19 protein-coding genes are annotated in these 20,751 nt (G+C 45.8%); 11 read left to right on the top strand and 8 right to left on the bottom strand.

Going from position 1 to position 20,751, the window contains the following annotated elements; all coding sequences use genetic code 11:
• Positions 1–83 precede the first annotated feature (83 nt).
• On the top strand, positions 84–848 hold the full coding sequence (locus D328_RS0108320) for a carbonic anhydrase family protein (protein ID WP_018884526.1): 765 nt from the start codon (positions 84–86) through the stop codon (positions 846–848).
• A gap of 24 nt (positions 849–872) precedes the next feature.
• Here D328_RS0108320 and D328_RS0108315 read toward each other — a convergent pair whose 3' ends face one another.
• Positions 873–1,598 carry a hypothetical protein gene (locus D328_RS0108315; RefSeq protein WP_018884525.1) on the bottom strand — a complete coding sequence of 242 codons (726 nt, stop codon included), beginning with the start codon at positions 1,596–1,598 and terminating at the stop codon, positions 873–875.
• Between the two features lie 203 nt (positions 1,599–1,801).
• Between D328_RS0108315 and D328_RS0108310 the strand changes: the two genes are divergently transcribed.
• From D328_RS0108310 to D328_RS0108300, 3 genes are all read left to right on the top strand, one after another.
• The gene (locus D328_RS0108310) at positions 1,802–2,209 is read left to right on the top strand and encodes a MarR family winged helix-turn-helix transcriptional regulator (protein WP_018884524.1); all 408 of its coding nucleotides are present in this window, start codon (positions 1,802–1,804) and stop codon (positions 2,207–2,209) included.
• Between the two features lie 78 nt (positions 2,210–2,287).
• Complete coding sequence (locus D328_RS0108305) at positions 2,288–4,051, top strand: ABC transporter ATP-binding protein (protein WP_018884523.1); 1,764 nt, start codon at positions 2,288–2,290, stop codon at positions 4,049–4,051.
• A complete protein-coding gene (locus D328_RS0108300) occupies positions 4,044–5,894 on the top strand; it encodes an ABC transporter ATP-binding protein (RefSeq protein WP_018884522.1) in 1,851 nt (616 codons plus the stop codon). The genes D328_RS0108305 and D328_RS0108300 overlap by 8 nt, the downstream gene beginning before the upstream one ends.
• Before the next feature lie 137 nt (positions 5,895–6,031).
• Here the strand turns inward: D328_RS0108300 and D328_RS30010 are convergent, their stop codons facing one another.
• From D328_RS30010 to D328_RS0108285, 3 genes are all read right to left on the bottom strand, one after another.
• Positions 6,032–6,427: an SDR family NAD(P)-dependent oxidoreductase gene (locus D328_RS30010; protein ID WP_324608927.1), complete on the bottom strand. Its 396-nt coding sequence runs from the start codon at positions 6,425–6,427 to the stop codon at positions 6,032–6,034.
• A 62-nt stretch (positions 6,428–6,489) separates the two neighbouring features.
• Positions 6,490–7,659, bottom strand: coding sequence for an MFS transporter (locus D328_RS0108290; RefSeq protein ID WP_018884520.1), 1,170 nt, complete (start codon positions 7,657–7,659; stop codon positions 6,490–6,492).
• A gap of 121 nt (positions 7,660–7,780) precedes the next feature.
• Positions 7,781–8,863, bottom strand: coding sequence for an alpha/beta hydrolase (locus D328_RS0108285; protein ID WP_018884519.1), 1,083 nt, complete (start codon positions 8,861–8,863; stop codon positions 7,781–7,783).
• Positions 8,864–9,055: 192 nt separating this feature from the next.
• On the opposite strand from D328_RS0108285, the gene D328_RS0108280 reads away from it, so the two are divergent.
• Positions 9,056–9,955, top strand: a complete 900-nt coding sequence (locus D328_RS0108280; RefSeq protein ID WP_018884518.1) for a LysR family transcriptional regulator — start codon at positions 9,056–9,058, stop codon at positions 9,953–9,955.
• A gap of 54 nt (positions 9,956–10,009) precedes the next feature.
• Positions 10,010–10,759 (top strand): sialate O-acetylesterase, encoded by a 750-nt coding sequence (locus D328_RS28610; protein ID WP_018884517.1) that lies wholly within the window; start codon positions 10,010–10,012, stop codon positions 10,757–10,759.
• Positions 10,760–10,795: 36 nt separating this feature from the next.
• On the opposite strand, the gene D328_RS0108270 is transcribed toward D328_RS28610, so the two are convergent.
• Positions 10,796–11,947 carry a glycoside hydrolase family 88/105 protein gene (locus tag D328_RS0108270; protein WP_018884516.1) on the bottom strand — a complete coding sequence of 384 codons (1,152 nt, stop codon included), beginning with the start codon at positions 11,945–11,947 and terminating at the stop codon, positions 10,796–10,798.
• A 132-nt stretch (positions 11,948–12,079) separates the two neighbouring features.
• Here D328_RS0108270 and D328_RS0108265 point away from each other — a divergent pair, with 132 nt between their 5' ends.
• Positions 12,080–12,916, top strand: coding sequence for an AraC family transcriptional regulator (locus tag D328_RS0108265; protein WP_018884515.1), 837 nt, complete (start codon positions 12,080–12,082; stop codon positions 12,914–12,916).
• Between the two features lie 64 nt (positions 12,917–12,980).
• Here the strand turns inward: D328_RS0108265 and D328_RS0108260 are convergent, their stop codons facing one another.
• The gene (locus tag D328_RS0108260; protein WP_018884514.1) at positions 12,981–13,358 is read right to left on the bottom strand and encodes a MerR family transcriptional regulator; all 378 of its coding nucleotides are present in this window, start codon (positions 13,356–13,358) and stop codon (positions 12,981–12,983) included.
• A gap of 133 nt (positions 13,359–13,491) precedes the next feature.
• Here D328_RS0108260 and D328_RS0108255 point away from each other — a divergent pair, with 133 nt between their 5' ends.
• On the top strand, positions 13,492–14,463 hold the full coding sequence (locus D328_RS0108255; protein WP_018884513.1) for an aldo/keto reductase family protein: 972 nt from the start codon (positions 13,492–13,494) through the stop codon (positions 14,461–14,463).
• 364 nt (positions 14,464–14,827) lie between these two features.
• Complete coding sequence (locus D328_RS0108250; protein WP_018884512.1) at positions 14,828–15,364, top strand: GNAT family N-acetyltransferase; 537 nt, start codon at positions 14,828–14,830, stop codon at positions 15,362–15,364.
• Here the strand turns inward: D328_RS0108250 and D328_RS0108245 are convergent.
• A complete protein-coding gene (locus D328_RS0108245) occupies positions 15,348–16,301 on the bottom strand; it encodes an AraC family transcriptional regulator (RefSeq protein WP_018884511.1) in 954 nt (317 codons plus the stop codon). The two genes, D328_RS0108250 and D328_RS0108245, sit on opposite strands and share 17 nt — an antisense overlap.
• Before the next feature lie 192 nt (positions 16,302–16,493).
• On the opposite strand from D328_RS0108245, the gene D328_RS0108240 reads away from it, so the two are divergent.
• Positions 16,494–17,531 (top strand): glycoside hydrolase family 88/105 protein, encoded by a 1,038-nt coding sequence (locus D328_RS0108240; protein ID WP_018884510.1) that lies wholly within the window; start codon positions 16,494–16,496, stop codon positions 17,529–17,531.
• Position 17,532: 1 nt separating this feature from the next.
• The gene (gene gnpA, locus D328_RS0108235; protein WP_018884509.1) at positions 17,533–19,698 is read left to right on the top strand and encodes a 1,3-beta-galactosyl-N-acetylhexosamine phosphorylase; all 2,166 of its coding nucleotides are present in this window, start codon (positions 17,533–17,535) and stop codon (positions 19,696–19,698) included.
• A gap of 166 nt (positions 19,699–19,864) precedes the next feature.
• On the opposite strand, the gene D328_RS0108230 is transcribed toward gnpA, so the two are convergent.
• Positions 19,865–20,746 carry a carbohydrate ABC transporter permease gene (locus tag D328_RS0108230; protein ID WP_018884508.1) on the bottom strand — a complete coding sequence of 294 codons (882 nt, stop codon included), beginning with the start codon at positions 20,744–20,746 and terminating at the stop codon, positions 19,865–19,867.
• Positions 20,747–20,751: the final 5 nt, after the last annotated feature.

The following is a 20,751-nucleotide window of genomic DNA, read 5'->3' as shown; positions in this document are numbered from 1 at the left end:
ATATTACATACTCCGAATGACAGGGAACATCCATTCACGCATCTATTTATTAATTTAATTATTATGGAAAGGGTGTTAGACAGGTGAATAAGCTCATCTCTGGAATGCTTGGATTAGGAGCATTTGCTCTATTATCCTTAACCGGATGCTCCACCACTGGAAATGAAAATGTATCAAAATTGGCGGCACTGCCAAAAGCCGATAGTCATCATTTCTCATATGCGAATCAAAAGGAATGGCAGATCGTATCTGGTAATCTTCAATCTCCCATAGATATTCTCACTCAGAATGTGGTTCCATATCAAGGCGCAGGAATCCAGTGCAATTATGAGAATATAGGTCGTTCCGTCGTCAATAATGGACATAGCATCCAGGTAGAATTGCAGGGCAGCGCTGAAATTGATGATCGAACGTATGAGCTGAAGCAGGTTCATTTTCACGCGCAAAGTGAGCATACGATCAACGGTCAGCATTTTCCTGTAGAAGGACATTTTGTTCACACAGCACAGGACGGCAGTACGGCGGTCATAGGTGTGATGCTCATTGAAGGGAAAATGAACCATAGCTTCCAACAGATTCTCGATGCCGCAAAAGAAACAGCAGAGGGAGCCACCGACCTCACAGTGAAGCAGCTGGATCTGAGCCTGCTATTGCCAAGTAAGTTAAGCTATTATCATTATCTGGGTTCACTGACCACGCCTCCGCTAACCGAGCATGTTGAGTGGTATGTCCTGACCGATCCGGTCGAGATCTCACAGGAGCAAATCCATGAATTCAGTCAATACTACAGTGATAATAATCGCGATACACAAAGCTTGCAGGGACGTAATGTTTTCATATATGAATAGGGATGCACTTGTTCATTCAACGAACTAATACGATTTCAATAACGAACTGATGGTTTTGTAACGCATGGTCCTGATCTGCCTCAGCTCATCCATATTATCCTCAAAGCTCAGTCCAGTTCCAGCCAAGCCTTGACCAAAATCCCTCTTGTACCACAGGGGTGCGTCAGGGTACAAGGCGATAATGTGAAGCTGATTCCATGTTGGGTAATCGTCATGGTGCTGCCAGATTTCCACCGTCTCTAGTGCGTGGAAGCTACTGCACCAATGGCGGTTGCTTATGATATAGTTCATCGCTGGCCCATTCCTGTGCTCCATGATGTGCCGAAATTCATCCAGCTTATCCTCCAGTACATCCACATGCTCCACAACCTGCATGGGCTTGAACCAACGCTTGACGGATGGATGAAAGTTGGGAAAATGACTCCCAGGCGTACTGACAAGCAGCTCTTGCCGAACGAGAATAGCATCTGGAAAGGGCTGAAGATGCTTCAGTTCATTCATCAGGCTAGCAGCTGATTCGCGCCGGTCCAGCTGAATCAGATGCAAGCTATTCCATGAGGGGAAGTCACCGTGTTTTTCTGCTGTGAGCCTATGTGTGTAGATGCTGTAATCCTGCAGCATCTTTTTTTCATTATGAAGTCTATAGAACGGAATAGCTTGTGCTCGTAGATAGTCTGAATAAGCTCTAGTATCTGGCTTGAGAATATGGAAGCTGAGAGCAATATAATAGGCGTTGTTGAGTGCTTTCATATTGAAATCTCCTTGATCATTTAAGTAGCGTCTCCCTCCCATTTTACTCCTTAAGCTCAGAGAACTGAACACAAGAAATATGTTGTGTCAGTAGTTCCATATTTTCGAATTTGACTTTCCAGTCTCACAACTCTATTATCTTATAGTATAAGATTTATTACCTTATAGCATGAGATATTAGTAGAGAAGGTGTTGATTGATCCATGGATTATAGAGCAGCTGCAGTGGAATTATTTGAATGCATCGTCCAATCACGAAAACCACCACTGGAAGAAGGAGGACATTTTTCTCGTGGCGAGATGGGGATTCTGATTGCCCTTAGCCAGCAGGATGGCGTTACTTCAGGCTATCTGAGCGAATTTTTGTCCGTCAGTACAGGCCGTATAGCTACGGCGCTGAAGAGCCTTGAAAAAAAAGAAATGATTGTAAGGCGCACGGATGCCAGTGACAAACGCAAGGTCATTGTGTTCATTACAGATACAGGCAAGCAATTCATGCTTGATAAATACAATGAAGGAGTTGCGTGGACCGAGAATGTCCTTCGGAAGCTGGATGAACAGGATGCCAAGGAATTTATTCGACTCATCAAGCTTATTGTCGCCAAAGGCTAGTTAGACCCGTGCACATTGCAGCATTCAGCTGTACTTCATAAGACATTACAGATTACTAGATCAAAGGAGAGCAACCGAATGCTGAAGATATTCAAACACCTTAAGAAACACGAATGGCTGCTTGTGCTGTGCAGCTTGGTCTTCATCGTTGTACAGGTCTGGCTGGACCTCAAGCTGCCAGATTACATGGCCGAGATTACAACGAAGCTGCAGACCGCGGGGACCCCGATATCCGAGCTACTCATTCCCGGAAGCTATATGCTGTTCTGTGCTGTGGGTAGTATGATTGCCTCGATCATCGTAGGCTATTTCGCGGCCAGAGTAGCGGCAGGATTGGCTATGCGCCTGCGTGCAATGGTCTTCGACAAGACCTTATCCTTCTCCATGGAAGAGATGAACAATTTCTCGACGGCAAGCCTGATTACTCGCTCGACGAACGATATTACCCAGATTCAGACGGTCGTTGCTTTGGGCCTTCAGGTAATCATCAAGGCTCCGATTCTCGCTGTATGGGCCATTGTGAAGATTGCAGATAAAAACTGGCAATGGACCGCTTCTACAGGAGCGGCTGTAGCTGTCCTGATTGTTATGCTGAGTGTCATTGTTATATTTGCGCTCCCAAGCTTTCAGAGAATCCAGCGCCTGACTGATAATCTGAACAGGGTCACCCGCGAGCATCTGACCGGACTGCGGGTGGTACGTGCTTATAATGCAGATCAGTATCAGGAAGACAAGTTCCAGCAGGCCAATGTCGAATTAACGAATACCAATCTCTTTGCCAGCCGATTAATGGCTATGATCAGCCCGGGTATGACCTTTATCATGTCCGGTCTGAGTGTCTCTATATACTGGATCGGTGCTTTTTTGATAAATGCTGCGGCTGTGCCTGATCGTATTACACTGTTCTCCAATATGGTTGTGTTCTCATCCTATGCCATGCAGGTCGTCATGGCTTTTATGATGGTGAGCATGATCTTCATCCTGATGCCTCGCGCGTCCATATCTGCCAAGCGGATCATGGAGGTGCTCGATACAGAGTCCAGCATTGTGAACGGACAGGAGACCTCAGGAGCACCGGATGTTACCGGTCAAGTGGAATTTCGCAATGTTAGCTTCAAATATCCAAATGCGGAGGAGCCTGTCTTGCGTAATATTAGCTTTACGGCAAGACGTGGTGAGACGGTTGCCTTTATCGGTGCAACGGGAAGTGGTAAGACGAGTGTCATCAATCTGATTCCCCGCTTTTATGATGTCTCTGAAGGAGAAGTGCTCGTCGATGGTGTGAACGTCAAGAACTACGATCAGCAGGCGCTACATGATAAGATCGGATATGTTCCGCAAAAAGCCGTACTATTCAGTGGTACCGTGGCATCCAACGTATCGTATGGAGTTAACGGCAAAGCTGGAGACTCCGAGGAGCTCGTGAAAGCAGCTGTTGCTATTGCTCAAGGCACGGAATTCGTGGAGAAAATGGAGGACAGCTACGAGGGCAAAATATCGCAAGGTGGAGCCAATGTGTCTGGCGGACAAAAACAGCGCCTGTCCATTGCACGCGCGATCTATCGCCAGCCGGAAATATATATCTTTGATGATTCCTTCTCGGCACTGGATTACAAGACGGACCGTATTCTGCGCTCCGCACTCAAGAAACAAACGAGCCGGGCGACGACGCTTATTGTGGCACAGCGCATAGGTACGATCAAGGATGCTGATCGCATCATTGTATTGGAGCAGGGAGAGGTTGTAGGGAGCGGCACTCACGAAGAGCTGATGTCAAGCTGCAGCACTTATCAGGAGATTGCGTATTCGCAGCTTTCGAAGGAGGAACTCATACATGGATAAGAACGAACATGCCGTCGACAGCCAGCCTACGAAAATGAAGCAGAATGGCTCCACAGGAAAAGCGCCTGCGATGGGGAACGGAAACGGAGCTAAAGTAAATAATTTCAAAAAAGCCATCGGTCAGCTCATAGCCTACAGCAGAGCCTATGTTCCTATGATTATACTTGCTATGGTCCTGGCTCTAGTCGGCTCAGCCTTTAATGTCATTGGTCCGGATAAGCTTAGCGATGTCACGAACCTCATACAAGAAGGGATAGCTACCCGTGTTGACATCGATGCTGTTCAGCAAATTATGCTTGTCTTGGTTATGTTGTATGGACTTGCTCTGATATTTAACTATGTGCAAGGCTTCATTACCGCTACCATCGCGCAACGGATTAGCAAGAAAATGCGAGAAGAGCTGTCCCAAAAAATCAATCGCATTCCCTTGAAGTATTTCGATGGAACGAGCCATGGTAATGTACTAAGCCGCGTAACGAACGATGTCGATACGATCGGCCAGACGCTGAATAACAGTCTGGGTACGCTGGTCAGCGCGCTCGCAACCTTCGTGGGTGCGCTCGTAATGATGTTGTACACGAACTGGATTATGACTGTGACTGGCATTTTAGCGACATTGCTCGGCTTTGCTCTGATGAGCCTGATTATGAAGCATTCACAGAAATACTTTGTAGCACAGCAGGCAGAGTTGGGTCAGATTAATGGTCACATCGAGGAGACGTATACTGGCCACAATGTAGTCAAGGTATACAATGGAGAGCCAGCTGCGAAGGAAGCTTTTCACGACATTAACAGTCGTTTATATACGAATGCATGGAAGTCCCAATTCATGTCCGGGCTCATGATGCCTGTCATGATGTTCATTGGTAACTTTGGCTATGTCGCTGTCTGTGTCGTGGGAGCTGTGCTGGTTAATCAGCAAGTAATCACGCTAGGGACTATTGTAGCCTTCATGGTATATATTCGTCTTTTCACTCAGCCTTTGTCACAGCTAGCACAAGCAGCTACCAACCTGCAATCAGCTGCTGCTGCGAGTGAACGCGTCTTTGAATTCCTTGGAGAAGAAGAGCTGGCTGATGAGCGTGACAAGACATTGAGACTGGATACCGCCAAAGGAGACGTCGAATTCAAGCATGTGCGTTTTGGCTATAACGCAGACCGAATGATTATCAAGGACTTCTCCATGAAGGCTGAGGCTGGTCAAAAAATTGCCATCGTCGGCCCGACAGGCGCCGGCAAGACGACCCTTGTGAACTTACTCATGCGTTTCTATGAGCTGAATGGTGGGGAGATCTACATTGACGGAACACCAATCAGCCAATTAACACGCGACAATATCCATCAATTATTCTGCATGGTGCTGCAGGATACGTGGCTATTTGAAGGGACTATTCGAGATAACATTATCTTTTCCAAAGTGAACGTCAGCAATGAACAGGTCGAAGCCGCTTCTAGAGCAGTAGGGCTGCATAGCTTCATTAAGACTTTACCACGAGGCTATGATACGGTACTGGATGATAAAGCCACGCTGTCAGCTGGACAGAAGCAGCTGATTACCATCGCCAGAGCCATGATCGAGGATGCACCGATGCTTATTCTGGATGAAGCAACTAGCTCAGTCGATACGCGCACTGAATTGTTGATTCAACAAGCGATGGACCAACTCACTGTAGGCAAGACTTCCTTTGTCATTGCTCACCGGCTGTCTACGATCAAGAATGCCGATGTGATTCTCGTCATGAAGGACGGGGACATCATTGAAATGGGGAACCATGTGGAGCTGCTGGCGAAGGGCGGATTTTATGCCGATCTGTACAATAGCCAATTTGAGCAAGCATCCTGAAGTTATATAAGCTAACCTTTAAATAAAAACATTAGTAGCTCGACGCGTAAACCCCCTAGAACTTTTTCAGTTCACTAGGGGGTTCATATTACCAATCGATTCTCTTACCATCTCTGAAGAATTCTCCATGAGGGCCTTCAGGTCCAATCGTCGCTAGGCACAGAATAGACTCTGCTGCTTGCTCCTACTCCTGTATAAGACATTTCACTCATCGCACCATATTCTGAGGAGACATTAATAATTCTTCCATATCCTTGTTTTTCCATGAGTGGAATAAAGGTACGGATCGTATGGTAAACGCCAAAGAAATTGGTTGCCATAGTTGTCTCGAGAATAGAAATGTCCATAGCGACTAACCTTTCATTCTGATCCAAATACACGCCAGCATTATTAATCAACACATCTAATCTTCCAAAATTCTTATTTATTGTGATCTCTGCTTGCTGGATGCTGTCTTGGTGAACTTTGACCAATTCATATCCAATTCCTCGATTACCACCAGTTACCAGCGCTATTTGTTTATCTTGAGACATGTTCAGCTCCATTTCTTGTTTTTCAGCGTAATGGTATCTAAAGATTCTAAGAGAAACATACCTTATGCTGAGTGTAGTTTTGTAGGACCATACATATAATTTCTGAGTAAAATGGCTACAAAATTTAGTATCAATGATAGAATTCCGACCAATACGACGTATTGTGTACCCATTACTGATATAAATACCCCGCCTAAAGCCGCCCCTAGAGTTGTTCCTAAGTTAGCAGCTGTCAAAAATAGTCCATTAGCGAAATCAGGAGATTCAGGAGCCGCAGAGATAATCCAATACTGAGCAATGTTACCTCCTATTCCTCCCAATATACCCCAAAGGGTTGTGATGATGGCCACAGGTATAGTGAATTGCCCTGTGAAGAATAATAGGATGTAAACTGCTCCTAATGCGAATGGAAAAGTCACTACAGATTTAATTGCATTATTAGTAAGTAATCTTCCTGCGAGCATACTTCCTATGATATTAGCTCCACCGTAGATAAATAATGTTAAGCTAATTGAATTCGGAGACATGTTTGTTACAGTTTTCAGATAATCAGCAAGATAACTATATACCCCAAATATAGCTGAGTTTAATAAAATGACAGCCCCAATAGAAAGCCAAGTAATTGATTTTTTTAAGACCGATAATTGAGCTCCATAAGGTTGTTTTTCCTTAACTGGCATAGAAGGTACAAATAGTAGTGTAGCAATGAATGCTATAGCATTCACAACAGCAAAAAATACCATCGCCATTTGTAAAGACACTGCACTAGCAATATAGCTGGAGACAGGTACACCGATAACCATACCAGCAGACACTCCAATGAATACTTTAGCAACAGCTTTTGGAGCTTCTGCTTTACTTACGGAGGCAGCGGCAACTGTAAATGCCAAAGAACAATAAATAGGATGAAAAAAAGCTGGAATGATCCTAGCAAGTAGTAGGATGGTAAAGTTAGAAGTAAAAATGGATACGACATTCCCTAGAACGAAAACACCTAGTACCAGCAACATTACCTTCTTTCGATTCATCCCAGAGAACAATAACGGTAGGGTTGGGCCGGATACTGCAACGACAAGGGCAAAAAAACTCACCAGCCATCCTGCTTTTGATACACTTACATGAAAATGTTCAGAAATGGAAGGTAATATTCCAATGACACCCATTTCCGTATTTAAGATACCGAATACTCCTATCGTTAATATGAAGACTAGTAATTGATTTCGTTTAGCCACAAAAAACAGTTCCTTTCTTTAACATGTTGCCCCCAAAAAATCTATGGGGGCAACTTATTTTAAATGTTCATCCCATGAAAGGAATACTATTAGGAAGCAGCGCCCTCTACAGCCAATACATTTATTCTTCCTTCAGATTTTCTTTGAAGAAGGACTCAAGCTTGTCAAAAGGGATTAAATCCACCCGGTCGTATAGATCCACATGACCTGCACCTGGGACAATATAAAGCTCTTTTTGCCCACCGGCCAGTCTGTAGGCTTCTTCGCTGAACTCTCTGGAGTGAGCGTTATCACCCGTGATGAACAGCATTGGACTAGAGATTGTCTCTAAGCCTACTAATGGGTAGAAATTCATAAATTTCACGTTACTTGTAAGCGTCGGATGCGTGGTTAGTAATGGTGATTGACCTTCCGTAGTGAAATCTCCTCTTGGCGTGCGATAGAAGTCATAGAACTCACGCTGAATATCAGGAGTGCTTTCATTCAGCTCATGTACAGTGCCACCAGTGTATTTAGTCTCACCACCTGTGAACTCCACATAGCGTTGTTCGGCAGCCTCTTCGAGAATTTGTATTCTTTGTTCAAGCGTAACCGATTTATTAAGCCCGTCGCGGTTAGCAGCACCCATGTCGTACATACTGACTGTAGCAATAGCTTTTAGGCGTGGGTCAATCTTGGCTGCGCTAAGGGCAAAGCTACCACTACCACATATTCCAATTACACCGATCTGGTCTCTATCAACAAATGACCGGGTACCCAAGAAATCTACCGCAGCACTGAAATCCTCTGTATAAATATCTGGCGCAACAGCGTTACGAGGCTCACCTTCACTTTCTCCCCAGAAAGATAAATCCAATGACAAAGTAACGAATCCCCGTTCTGCTATCTTTTGGGCATACAGATTTGAACTTTGCTCCTTTACTGCACCCATAGGATGCCCGACAATAATCGCGGGATGTGTAGTGTTTTGATTCATAACTTTAGGAATGAACAGATTCCCTGTAACCTTCATTTTGTATTGATTTTCAAACGTAACCTTCTGCATGATTACCCTGTCACTTTTGTAAAAGTTGTCTGCTCCATTAGACATATCCGGTGTGGGTGCAGCGCCAGCAGCAATCGTGGATGCAACATGGGTTGTAGATAAAAACAAGCCTAGTGCGACTACTGTAAGTACACGCGTAATATTAGATTTGTTATTCATTTTCAAATTGATCTCCTTTCAAATGTGGAATAATGACAAGGAATTTGAACTGTGATGGATTAAAGTAGCATTCCTTTGTTTTGTATTGTAGCTTGGAATCGGTGTACATCCAATTAGTTATATCTCATATCATCATATGCTTGATAGGCATATCATGAATGTATATACTAAATGCCATAAGGAGGAGTGGAAATGGAAATTAGAGTATTGCGTTATTTTCTTACGGTTGCAAGAGAAGGGAGCATGACTGCTGCCTCTGCTATTTTGCATGTAACTCAGCCAACCTTGTCAAAACAGCTGAAAGAGCTTGAGCTGGAATTGGGAAAAAAACTATTTACTCGGAGTAGCCATCGGATCATTCTTACAGCAGAAGGGATTATACTGCGAAAGAGAGCAGAAGAAATCGTAGAAATGGTCGATAAATTAGAGGCAGAATTTAGCTCCATGGAAGAAACAATAGGAGGTGATGTGTATATAGGTGGTGGCGAAACAGACGCTATCAGACAGATTTCAGGCGTGGTCAAGGATCTACAGTTACATTATCCCAATATCCGGTTTCACCTCTACAGTGGAAACGAAGACGATGTGACAGAACGGCTTGACAAAGGGTTGCTTGACTTTGGTATTTTAATTCAACCAGCTGATTTATCCAAATATAATTATATCGATATCCCGGTCAAGGATGTTTGGGGCGTTGTTATGAGGAAGGACAGTCCTCTTGCCTCCAAAGATACCATTCAAGCAGTGGATTTATTACATGTCCCGGTGATCTGTTCACGACAAGTGATGAAACAGACATTTTCTAAAAATGATTTTGCGGATTGGTTTGGTGAAGATTATGAAAAGTTAAATATTGTGACTACATACAATCTTGCATATAATGCTGCCATTATGGTTGATGAAGGCATAGGTTATGCAATAGTCCTTGATAAAATAGTGAATACCTCTAGTGATAGTAACCTTTGTTTTAGACCACTAGAGCCAAGACTTGAATCTGGTTTAAATATTGTCTGGAAAAGACATCAAGTTTTTTCCGCTGCTGCTGACTTGTTTTTAAAAGAAATTCAAGCGAAATTCTCAAATGTTTTATAGATATATAGGCTTTTCAGCACTCGCACCTACATATTTTAGAAGGAGTGGACTTGAATGCAGACAGATATAGATCTGGTGCTATTTGCTGGACAAAGTAATATGGCAGGGCGGGGCTCTCGTAAGGAGGCTCCAGCAGTGGAGGAGGGAGGCGGTTATGAGTTTCGGGCCATTAGTGATCCTACCGTACTGCATCCCATTGTCGAGCCGTTTGGCGTGAATGAGAACAAGCCGGGTGGAATCAACGAGGAGGGGATGAAGACAGGCTCATTGGTCAGTGCGCTGGTTAAGGCTTATCATGAGCGGACAGGGCGAATCATAGTTGGTGTGTCCGCTTCCAAGGGGGGAACGGAGATCAGCGAGTGGCAAAAGGATGGCATATTATTACCCGACGCCATTGAGCGCTTCAGGACAGCCGAAGCCTGGTTAACCGACAATGGCTACAGCATTGGAAATCGCTGGATGATCTGGTGCCAGGGAGAGACAGATGGGGATCGGCACACAAGCAAGGCGGATTATAAAGCAAGGCTGGCCTCACTGCTCAGTGAGATGCAGGCCATTGGAATCGAGCATACTTTCCTGATCCGAATCGGGAATCACCGTGATGATCACATGCGATATACGAGCATCATTCAAGCACAGACAGAGTTCTGTGAGAAAGCATCAGAGATTACACTAATTGCTACTGCATTCGATCAAATGGCAAGCGAAGGACTCATGCACGATGAGTTTCATTACACTCAGACCGGTTATAACAAATGCGGTACACAGGCAGGGATCAATCTGGCTGACTGGCAAATGAAATGAAGGCAGTCGATCCTGATGATCAACTGCCCCCGAACATCAAGACACAGGCTGCTCCGAAAGCTGCTCAGCAAGGCTCATCTCAGCACACATGAGAATGAAGGCGCCTGCTCCATGCAGATCATTCTCGCTCGTAGGCCGGGCAATATAGTGAGCGTAGTCGCCAATCCCTGTACCGATGCAGATATGACCGATCACGACATGACCCTGGTCATCGAAGTTAAGGGTATTAATCACGCCTTGGTAGCCTTTCCAGGCATACTTCAGGTACTCGGCATCCAGATAGCCCAGACGAACTGCTTTGGCGATAGCATGAACGAACAGGGCTGTACAGGAGCTTTCGAGCCAATTATCCGGTCTGTCTCCCTTGTCGATGACCTGATACCATAGACCTGAATCAGCATCCTGATATCGTGTCAGGCTAATAAGTAGATCCTGCAGAATGGCTGTAAGCTTGGCTTTATCCTTGTGATCCTCAGGCAGATGCTCGAACATTTCAAGCAAGGCAACAGGATACCATCCGATCGCGCGTCCCCAGAACTCCGGAGCGAGACCTGTCACGGGATCAGCCCATTTGGCGGCCTTGGTCTCATCCCAGCCGTGATACAGCAAGCCCGTATTCGGATCTTTGGTATGCTCAGCCATCAGAAGGGCTTGGTAGGTCATGAGATCAAAATATTCACTAGCCCCGAAGGTTTCACCGAATTGGACAGCGATCGGTCCAGCCATATATAGACCATCCAGCCACATTTGATTTGGATAATGCTCCTTGTGCCAGAAGCCTCCAGACGGATTGGTTTTCCACGATTTCAATAGAGGGACAAGCTCGAACAGGGCTTTCTTGTAGCGCTCATCACCGGTCTGCTCATACAGGTTAAACAGCAATACACCCGGCTGTATATCATCCAATTCGGTAGACTTATACAGCTTGATGCTGCCATCTTCCTGCACCTGACTATCTACCCAGCGTTTGATATAGGTGTAGTACTCATCCTTGCCGTTGATCTTCCAGCATTTTTCCATGCCAGATAAAAAAACGCCTTGATGATAATGGAACCGATCTGGCGGAAGTAATTCCGGCTCAAATTTGGCCATGAGTGCCTCACAGGCCTTCTCGGCCCATTGGATCGGGGTAAAGGTTGATTGTACATTTGTGGTCTGGTTGGATTCGGATGTGTTCACCGCATTCATTCCTCCTAATTATGTTCTGCTCCTAACGTAGCACAATAATATGTACAGTTTATGCGATAATAAGCAATTTCTTCTTATATCTTGCAGTAATGAAGCTGTGGAGTACAATAAAAAGGGAGAGGAGGACGCAACATGAACGAGTTATATTATGACAATGCGGAGGGGACCTTCTCCGTATCCTACCGGAAGATGATGAGCCATCATATGCCAGCCAATCATTTTCACAGTACATACGAGATCTTCTTTTTATTATCAGGCAAGCGGGAATTCTTCATTAAGGATCGCACATGGGTCATCCATGAAGGGGATATCGTCATTATCCCTCCGAACACATTGCACCGGACCACCAACGCGGCCATCATGCCCAATCATGAGCGGCTTGTCGTAAACATACATGAACGCCTCATCCGAGTGATGGATGATCCTCAAGCTGTGCTGCAGCCTTTGTTTGAGCGGGAATACATCATTGTGAAAAGTCCTCCACACCTACGCACATCTATGGAAGCGCTGGCATTTGGAGTAGCACAAGAAATCCATGATCAAAACCCCGGCTTTGAGATGTACGCACAGACGCTGGCTCTGCAGCTCCTGATTATGTGCTGCCGTAATAGCAATCAGGTCAGCATGGAGCCAGTCGAATCGTCGAGCCCTATGCTGGAGCGAATGTCCGAAGTCGTCCGCTATATCAACGAGCATTACATGCAGCGAATGTCATTGGATTCACTGTCGGATACCTTTTTTATCAGTCCATATTATCTGAGCCGCTTTTTTAAGGAAGCAACCGGCTTCACGTTCGTGGAATACTTGAATAGCGTTCGGGTAAAGGAAGCCAAGAAGCTGCTGGAGCAGACCACGCTAAAGGTTAATCTGATCGCCAAGAAGGTAGGCTTCGGCAGCGTGACTCATTTCGGAAGAGTATTCAGGCTGGTGACGGGTCATCCTCCGTTATATTTTCGCAAGAGAAGGTAGTGTTCAAGGACTCGTCACTCATAACACTCATAGATGTTTGCCAGCAAAAACATTGTTATACCCATTACGGTCTGTCTATGTGAAAGATCCCAATCTCATTGTAATGGGCAAGCTTATAGTCGATCGTAGCAAGACTGCGATGAAGCAGGTCCATCTGCTTCAAGATATGCTCTCTATGCTGCTCAAGCAGCTCACGCCTTTGCTCACTGGTGGAGGAACCCTGCATGCAGAGCATCATGAATGCTTTGATATCATCCAGGGACATGCCGCTGTCTCTGAGACAACACACTAATTCCAGCCAGGAAATATCGGTCTCCGAATATTTCCGCGTACCGTATTCCGTCTTCTTCAGCATAGGCATTAGACCCATCTTGTCATAATAGCGCAAGGTAGATGGCGGCAATTGAGTACGTTCGGCAACTTCCTTGATGGATAGATCCACAGCAATCTTCCTCCCACAAATTCAATAATTGGACTTGACTTAAACCCAAGTTTAACTATTATTCTAGGTTTGTTCAATAGAGCGCTTCCAATTGTGGATGGCAGATATATCATCAAATGAAGGAGTGAGTGTGTTGAAGTACAGAAGACTGGGCAGAAGCGGGTTAAAAGTAAGCGAAATCGGGCTGGGCAGTTGGCTCACCTATGGATCGGCTACCTCAGAGCAAGCCGCACGGGCCTGTATTGAGAAAGCCTATGAGTTGGGTATCAACCTGTTCGATACGTCCAATTCCTATCCTGGGGCAGAGGAGGTCGTCGGCCACGCCTTAAGAGCGTATCCCAGAAGTCGTTATGTACTGGCTACCAAGGTATTCTTCCCTCAAGGTGAGGGGCCGAATGAGCGGGGCCTATCGCGTAAGCACATTACGGAGCAATGCGAAGCCAGCTTGAAGCGATTAGGGACCGATTATATTGACTTGTATCAGTGCCACCGATTTGACAACGATACGCCTATGGATGAGACACTGCGAGCGCTTGATGACCTGCAGACACAAGGGAAAATATTGTACGCCGGGGTTAGCGAATGGACAGCAGAGCAAATCGCCGAGGCATCAGGCATCAGCACCCGACTGAATATGCGTCCGCTAATCTCCAATCAGCCGATTTACAACATGTTCGAACGATACATTGAGAAGGACAGCATCATTGAGCAATGTGAGAAGGATGGGCTGGGGCTGATTGTATTCTCGCCACTTGCTCAGGGAATTCTTACGGGTAAGTATACACCCGGGGGACAGATTCCTGCAGGCAGCAGGGCCGCGAATAATCAGACAAATGGGGTCATTAACAGCTATTTGCGAGAAGATGTGCTTGAGTGCACCGTTGCGCTTTCACAATTGGCGGCTGAGGTCGGCTGCTCGCTCTCACAATTTGCCTTGGCATGGGTACTGCGCCAGTCTGTTGTAAGCTCAGCCATTATTGGCTCCAGTCGCCCTGAGCAGATTGAAGAGAACATTAAAGCGATCGAGTTGGAACTGACTGCTGATATCCTGGCAAAGACAGAGAACATTTTATCCAGCATCAGCCATTTCGCACCCATGAGATAATATAGACGTTGTCTGAGCTCAACCGATTACCGTTTTGCAGGATGACGTCAGATTACTACAGAGAATCTATCGAGAATCCCGTTTTTGCCTCTAACGAGAGCAGAACGGGATTTTTTATCATGAATTGAATAGAGTCAATATTGTTGTAAGTGCAACAATAATTATGATAATATAACAGAGGGCTATACGGTGTAATGTAACGTTCATTATCCTTGAATTTATGCCGTCCAAGTGATTACCAGTCTGCTAGTAGCTTTACTTCATTGAAATGATTTACAGAGCGACTCGGTTCACATTGATCTAGCCCATTTATCTGGTATAAATCTGATCACAAAACTATAGTATAGAGGAGCTTGAGCTCAAGATGAGTATTGAATTGAAGAAGTGCAGCATAGAGGACGTAGAGCTACTGCGACAAATAAGCATCGAGACCTTCCGTGAGACATTCGAGGAACAGAATTCGCCAGAGCAGATGAGAGCCTATCTGGACAGTGCATTCAGCACCAGGCAACTGGAACAGGAATTGTCCAATCCCTGTTCGGAATTCTTTGTTATCTATACGAATGAAGAGCCTGCTGGTTATCTGAAATTAAACATAGATGATGCTCAATCCAAACAAATGGATGAAGACTCACTTGAGATCGAACGAATCTATTTGAGATCCCAGTATCAGAAGCAGGGGCTTGGGCAGCATTTATTCAACAAGGCTATTGAAGCAGCCACTTCCCACAACAAGTCTAAGATTTGGCTGGGTGTGTGGGAGAAGAATCTGAACGCCATTGAATTCTATAAGCGAATGGGCTTTGTCCAGACCGGAGTCCACAGCTTCTATTTGGGCGAAGAGGAGCAAGTCGATTGGACTATGACCAACAACACCATTGTTCCTAGACCCAGCCTGTAAATTCAAGGATCGAGGCTTTGGCGGACTGAAGCTCGGAATGCGCAGCTTTTTTACGCCAGGCCTTGGGTGATTCGCCTAATAGCTTATAGAAGCAGCGATTGAAGCTGGATATGGATCGGAAGCCTACCTGCTCCGAGATCGAGAGGATAGACCGCTCTGTGCTCTTGAGGAGCTTACAGGCTTCTTCAATGCGTGTACTGTTGACAAAATCAAGAGGGGACGCGCCCATAATTTCAGAAAATTTCCGTCTAAAATGAGTAGTGCTCAAATGGCACAGGCCCGCCAATGTCTCGATACTAATGGGGGTCATATAATAATTCGAAATATACTCCAGCACAGGCGACAGAACCATTGCCCCCTTGGAATGCTGAAAGTCCGGGTCCGAGTCTGCTTCATTCCCCTGCTTATTCCCCTGAGAATATAATCTGATTAGCTCGGTATAGAGAGCCAGCAATAGACCATAGGCTGTCTGCTCATAATGAATACTTTTCTCCTCCAATACCTCCACCGCCGAAGTAACCAAAGTATAGATTAACGGGTAACGATCCTTACTTAAAATCAAGCTGTCGTGCCTTACATTGGGTAGGGCAGGAACAGAAGCAGAGGAGGCGCTGTCAAATACAGACTTGAACAGCTCCTCTGGTGAGAAGAATAGATATGACCAACGGCTGGCCTCATGAGGTGAGCTATAGGTTGTATGGGGCAAGTACCGTGGCATACAGGTTACGTCACCTGCCTTGAAGGACACAGAGGTATCCCCGATATCCATAAATCCACTATCTGAATGACATACCCCGATCTCCAGATGATTGTGAAAGTGAAGGTGCTCGCTTTTGCGATCAGATATTCTCCAGCGTTCACCGCTTAGAAGTAATACCGGAAAATCAATTGGCATGCTGTAGTGACGATATTCAATAACGGTTTTTGTTCTTCCCATTACGATTTCTCCTTACTTGCCAAGTATGCTTTAGATTATATAGCAGAGAGCAGATAGCATTCAAATATATATAGATCATAAATGATTGAAAATGCGCAGTTTTTAGACAAATCTGCTTAGATTCGCTTATTTTAACGAGTTACACTTATACAAGAAAGCGCTTTATAATGATGCTGTGAGGAGAGATCAGGTATGGGACTAAGTATCGAATATGATAAGGGACACATTCTGAAGGTCATTGATCAGGTTGTCGATAAGACATTGTCTATGGATCTGACGTGGGACTGGCCTTGTGGAGTCGCCTATTACGGGGTAGCGAGAGCCTATCAAATCACTGGCAATGAGTCATATCTGGAGCGATTGAAGCAATTCGCGGATGAATATATTGAGAACGGTCTGCCAGATTGGACGGTAAATACCTGTGCGATGGGACATATGCTCCTGACGCTATACGAGGAGACTGGCGAGCAGATCTATTGGGATATCGTAATGCAGAAGATTAATTACATCCAGAACGATGCCTTGCGTTTTGCAGATCGGGTGTTACAGCATACTGTGTCTGCGAACAATGATTTTCCAGAGCAGGCATGGGCGGACACCCTGTTCATGGCAGCGTTTTTCTTGCTACGCGTAGGAAGCAAGCTGGGTGACAAGGACATGATTGAGGATGCGTTAAATCAATATTATTGGCATATCAAATACCTTCAGAACCCCACAACGGGCCTCTGGTACCATGGGTACAATCATGTCAACCGGGACCATATGTCGGGTATGTACTGGGGAAGAGCTAATGCATGGGGAGCGTATACCATGTCCCAGGTCAAGAAGCTGCTGAAGGATTGGTACCTGTATCCGCAATGTATGGATGTGGAATGTGCGCTTCGGGATCAATTGGCGGCGCTCAAGACCCTTCAGACGGAGAATGGCCTCTGGCGGACTGTACTGGACGATGAGGAGGCTTATGAAGAGACCTCGGCTTCCAGTGGTATTGCAGCTGCCATGATCAATAACGGGAATCCGCTGCATGCCAAATACGTGCAGAAGGCACTTCAAGGCATATTGGGACAGATTAGTGAGGATGGACGTGTCCTGGGTGTCTCCGGTGGTACGGCCGTGATGAATAATAGAGAAGGCTACCGCAGTATCTCCAAGGATTGGATTCAGGGCTGGGGTCAAGGACTGGCACTGGCATTTCTGTGCGATATGATTCAGGCGAAAGGGGAGAAGTAGGATGACAGCGACACGCAAAGGTGGCTTTACCCTGCCGGGTGAATCTGGATACGAAGCATTGACGCTCCAGCTTGCTGAGAAATGGGGTGCAGACGTCATTCGTGATAGTGACGGTACGCAGCTATCGGATGAGATTATTAATGCTGGCTACGATATTTATTCCACCATCTGCATCATTCGTGATCATAATGAGTGGGCTGCTCGCAATCGCGATAAGCTCCAGCAGAGCTTTCTGATTACCCAGCCTAAGATTGCCGTACAGAACTATCTGTCCATCTATCTTATGGAGGATTTCTTTGCCGAGCAATTCCAGGTCAACGACACCGATGACGCACTCAAATACTGGCAGGTGTATGACCGTACGACCAATACAGAGGTGGCGGGCGAGCTGTGGCATTATGACAGGGAGAGCGGTAATGTGGTCATATCGGGCATCACACCGTGGCACAAGTATACCGTCAGCTTCCTGGCATACCGTATCTGGGAAGAAATCTCGATGTACAACCATACAACGAACAATTGGCAAAAAGAGCATCTGATGCAGATTGATCCGATGTATGAGCAGACTCAGACCTACCTGCTGGATTGGATGGAGAACTGGTGCCAGTCTCACAAGGAGACCAATGTAGTCCGGTTCACCTCCATGTTCTATAATTTTGTATGGATCTGGGGAAGTGACGAGAGAAACCGACATCTATTCACGGACTGGGGCTCTTATGATTTTACCGTAAGTGTCCGTGCACTTCAGCTCTTCGAGGACAAATATGGCTATAGCATGACAGCTGAGGACTTTGTAAATGGTGGACATTATCGTGTCAGTCACATTCCTGCGGGCCAACGCAAGCTGGATTGGATGGCCTTTATTAATGATTTTGTCATTGATTTTGGTAAGCAACTGATCGATATCGTCCATAAGCATGGCAAGCTCGCATATGTCTTTTATGATGATAGCTGGGTAGGAGTCGAGCCGTATAACGAGCGCTTTGAGGAATTCGGGTTCGACGGACTGATTAAATGCGTATTCTCGGGCTATGAAGCAAGACTGTGCTCTGGGGTGAAAGTAGACACGCACGAAATCCGGCTGCACCCCTATTTGTTCCCAGTGGGCCTGGGTGGAGCACCGACCTTTGCCGAGGGCGGGAACCCGACACTGGATGCCAAGCAATACTGGATCAACATCCGGCGCGCATTGCTGAGAGAGCCGATAGATCGGATTGGACTCGGCGGTTATCTGCATCTGGTTGAACCGTATCCGGATTTCTGCGATTACATTGAGAAGATTGCTGATGAATTCAGAGAAATCAAGCAGCTTCATGAGTACGGCAAGCCTTATCAAATCCAGACGAAAGTTGCCGTTCTCCATAGCTGGGGGAATCTGAGAGCGTGGACGTTGTCCGGCCACTTCCATGAGACTTATATGCACGATCTGATCCATGTTAATGAAGCACTGGCTGGATTACCAGTAGAAGTGCGCTTCATCCACTTTGATGATATCCGTGCAGGTGTCCTTTCGGAGGTCGACGTCATCATTAATGCTGGCTTTGCAGGCTCGGCCTGGAGCGGAGGACAGCACTGGCAAGATTCGCAAATCGTTGAGCTACTGACACAGTGGGTGCATGAGGGCGGTACATTTATCGGCATTCATCAGCCTTCTGCCGTGGAGGGATTCGATAGCTTTTTCCGAATGGCGCATGTACTGGGCGTGGATGAAGACAGAGGTTCACGGGTTAGTCATGGAAAATGGGCTTACGAGACCGTAAATCCTGCAGGCTTGATCCCGGAAGGGGCTTACGTTACTCCAAAAGGCAATGTTCATTTGACCAATGGAGACGCCCAAGTGGTGCTGGAGCAAGACGGACAGATTGCGCTATCAGTTCATAGCTTCGGAAAAGGGAAGGGGATCTACCTGTCTTCCTTCGAGTTCAGCTTCGTTAATACAAGATTGCTGTTCAATCTTATTCGCTACGCAAGTAATGAGGATCAGGACAATCTCTATATTCCCGATAATGTAAATACGGAATGTGCATATTATCCGGATAGCGGAATGCTCGTAGTCATTAATAATAGCGATCAGCCGCAAGAGACCTCCATTCCTACAGAGAATGGAACGGTAAGCTATAGCATTGAGCCGTTCGATACGATTATTAAGGAAATTCGGGGCGTATAACTCGCGCTGATACTCTACTTAGATGTTACTTCAAAGAAATATGCACCTCTAGAATCTTATGATTTAAGTAAATCCTACTACAAAACCAAAGGGCGTCCTAAACAGCCATTTCATGGCTTTTGGGACACCCCCTTTATAATCAACAAAAATGACAGGCTACCCTTCATTATTCCTTTAGAGCTCCAATCAGTACGCCCTGCACAAAGTACTTTTGCAAAAATGGATATAGTACCAGGATTGGAAGTGTAGACACGATGATTGTGGCATATTTAATGGTAACCCCAATATCAAGGCGATCACTTGTTGCTGCTCCAGTCATCATATTATCTGTGCTATTGGAAATAAGAATCTCCCGGAGTACCAGCTGCAGAGGGAATAGTTCCCGATCACGCAAATAAATCAATGCATTGAAGTACGAATTCCAGTGTCCGACAGCGTACCACAGAATCATGACAGCAACGACAGGCATAGAAAGTGGAAGAATGATTCGAATTAAAATGGTCCAGTCATTTGCACCGTCGATGCGTGCGGATTCTTCCAAGCTAACCGGAATACCTTGAAAAGCGGTCCGCATAATAATCAGGTTAAAAGAGTTGATTGCCCCAGGCAAGAGAAGGGCCCATGGCGTATTTAACAACCCGAGATTGTTGATCAGCAGGAAAGAGGGAATAAGCCCCCCATGAAATACCATGGTGATCACGATAATGAGCATGATGGGGTTGCTGAAATAAACGTTGCGGCGGGAGAGAGCATAGGCACCGAGCGTCGTCATGATCAAGTTAATGGCTGTACCTGCTATTACGTATACAAGCGTATTCCGGTAGCCAGTTGTCACCATGGGATTTTCCAGAACTGCTTTGTAGGCTTCCAGACTAAAACCTTGTGGGTAGAACAGCATACCACGAAACCGGGCCATTTCGATCGGATCGCTTAAAGATGCGAACAGAATATAAATAAATGGATACAGCGTAACGAAACAAAGCGTCAACATAAACCCGATATTAAGCCATGAGAATAAGGTTTCTCCCCGAGAACGTTTATACACCATTTCCT

The organism is Paenibacillus massiliensis 2301065 = DSM 16942 (assembly GCF_000377505.1).
GTDB lineage: Bacteria > Bacillota > Bacilli > Paenibacillales > Paenibacillaceae > Paenibacillus > Paenibacillus massiliensis.
The sequence above is the reverse complement of the archived record's forward strand: the minus strand, read 5'-3'. Positions and strand labels throughout refer to the sequence as shown.

What these genes read in the sequence shown, in the direction of transcription:
- D328_RS0108315 (WP_018884525.1), bottom strand. Translation starts at nt 1,598, where the DNA reads ATGAAAGCACTCAACAACGCCTATTATATTGCTCTCAGCTTCCATATT.
- D328_RS0108310 (WP_018884524.1), top strand. Translation starts at nt 1,802, where the DNA reads ATGGATTATAGAGCAGCTGCAGTGGAATTATTTGAATGCATCGTCCAA.
- D328_RS0108305 (WP_018884523.1), top strand. Translation starts at nt 2,288, where the DNA reads ATGCTGAAGATATTCAAACACCTTAAGAAACACGAATGGCTGCTTGTG.
- D328_RS0108300 (WP_018884522.1), top strand. Translation starts at nt 4,044, where the DNA reads ATGGATAAGAACGAACATGCCGTCGACAGCCAGCCTACGAAAATGAAG.
- D328_RS30010 (WP_324608927.1), bottom strand. Translation starts at nt 6,427, where the DNA reads ATGTCTCAAGATAAACAAATAGCGCTGGTAACTGGTGGTAATCGAGGA.
- D328_RS0108285 (WP_018884519.1), bottom strand. Translation starts at nt 8,863, where the DNA reads ATGAATAACAAATCTAATATTACGCGTGTACTTACAGTAGTCGCACTA.
- D328_RS0108280 (WP_018884518.1), top strand. Translation starts at nt 9,056, where the DNA reads ATGGAAATTAGAGTATTGCGTTATTTTCTTACGGTTGCAAGAGAAGGG.
- D328_RS28610 (WP_018884517.1), top strand. Translation starts at nt 10,010, where the DNA reads ATGCAGACAGATATAGATCTGGTGCTATTTGCTGGACAAAGTAATATG.
- D328_RS0108270 (WP_018884516.1), bottom strand. Translation starts at nt 11,947, where the DNA reads ATGAATGCGGTGAACACATCCGAATCCAACCAGACCACAAATGTACAA.
- D328_RS0108265 (WP_018884515.1), top strand. Translation starts at nt 12,080, where the DNA reads ATGAACGAGTTATATTATGACAATGCGGAGGGGACCTTCTCCGTATCC.
- D328_RS0108250 (WP_018884512.1), top strand. Translation starts at nt 14,828, where the DNA reads ATGAGTATTGAATTGAAGAAGTGCAGCATAGAGGACGTAGAGCTACTG.
- D328_RS0108245 (WP_018884511.1), bottom strand. Translation starts at nt 16,301, where the DNA reads ATGGGAAGAACAAAAACCGTTATTGAATATCGTCACTACAGCATGCCA.
- D328_RS0108240 (WP_018884510.1), top strand. Translation starts at nt 16,494, where the DNA reads ATGGGACTAAGTATCGAATATGATAAGGGACACATTCTGAAGGTCATT.
- gnpA (WP_018884509.1), top strand. Translation starts at nt 17,533, where the DNA reads ATGACAGCGACACGCAAAGGTGGCTTTACCCTGCCGGGTGAATCTGGA.
- D328_RS0108230 (WP_018884508.1), bottom strand. Translation starts at nt 20,746, where the DNA reads ATGGTGTATAAACGTTCTCGGGGAGAAACCTTATTCTCATGGCTTAAT.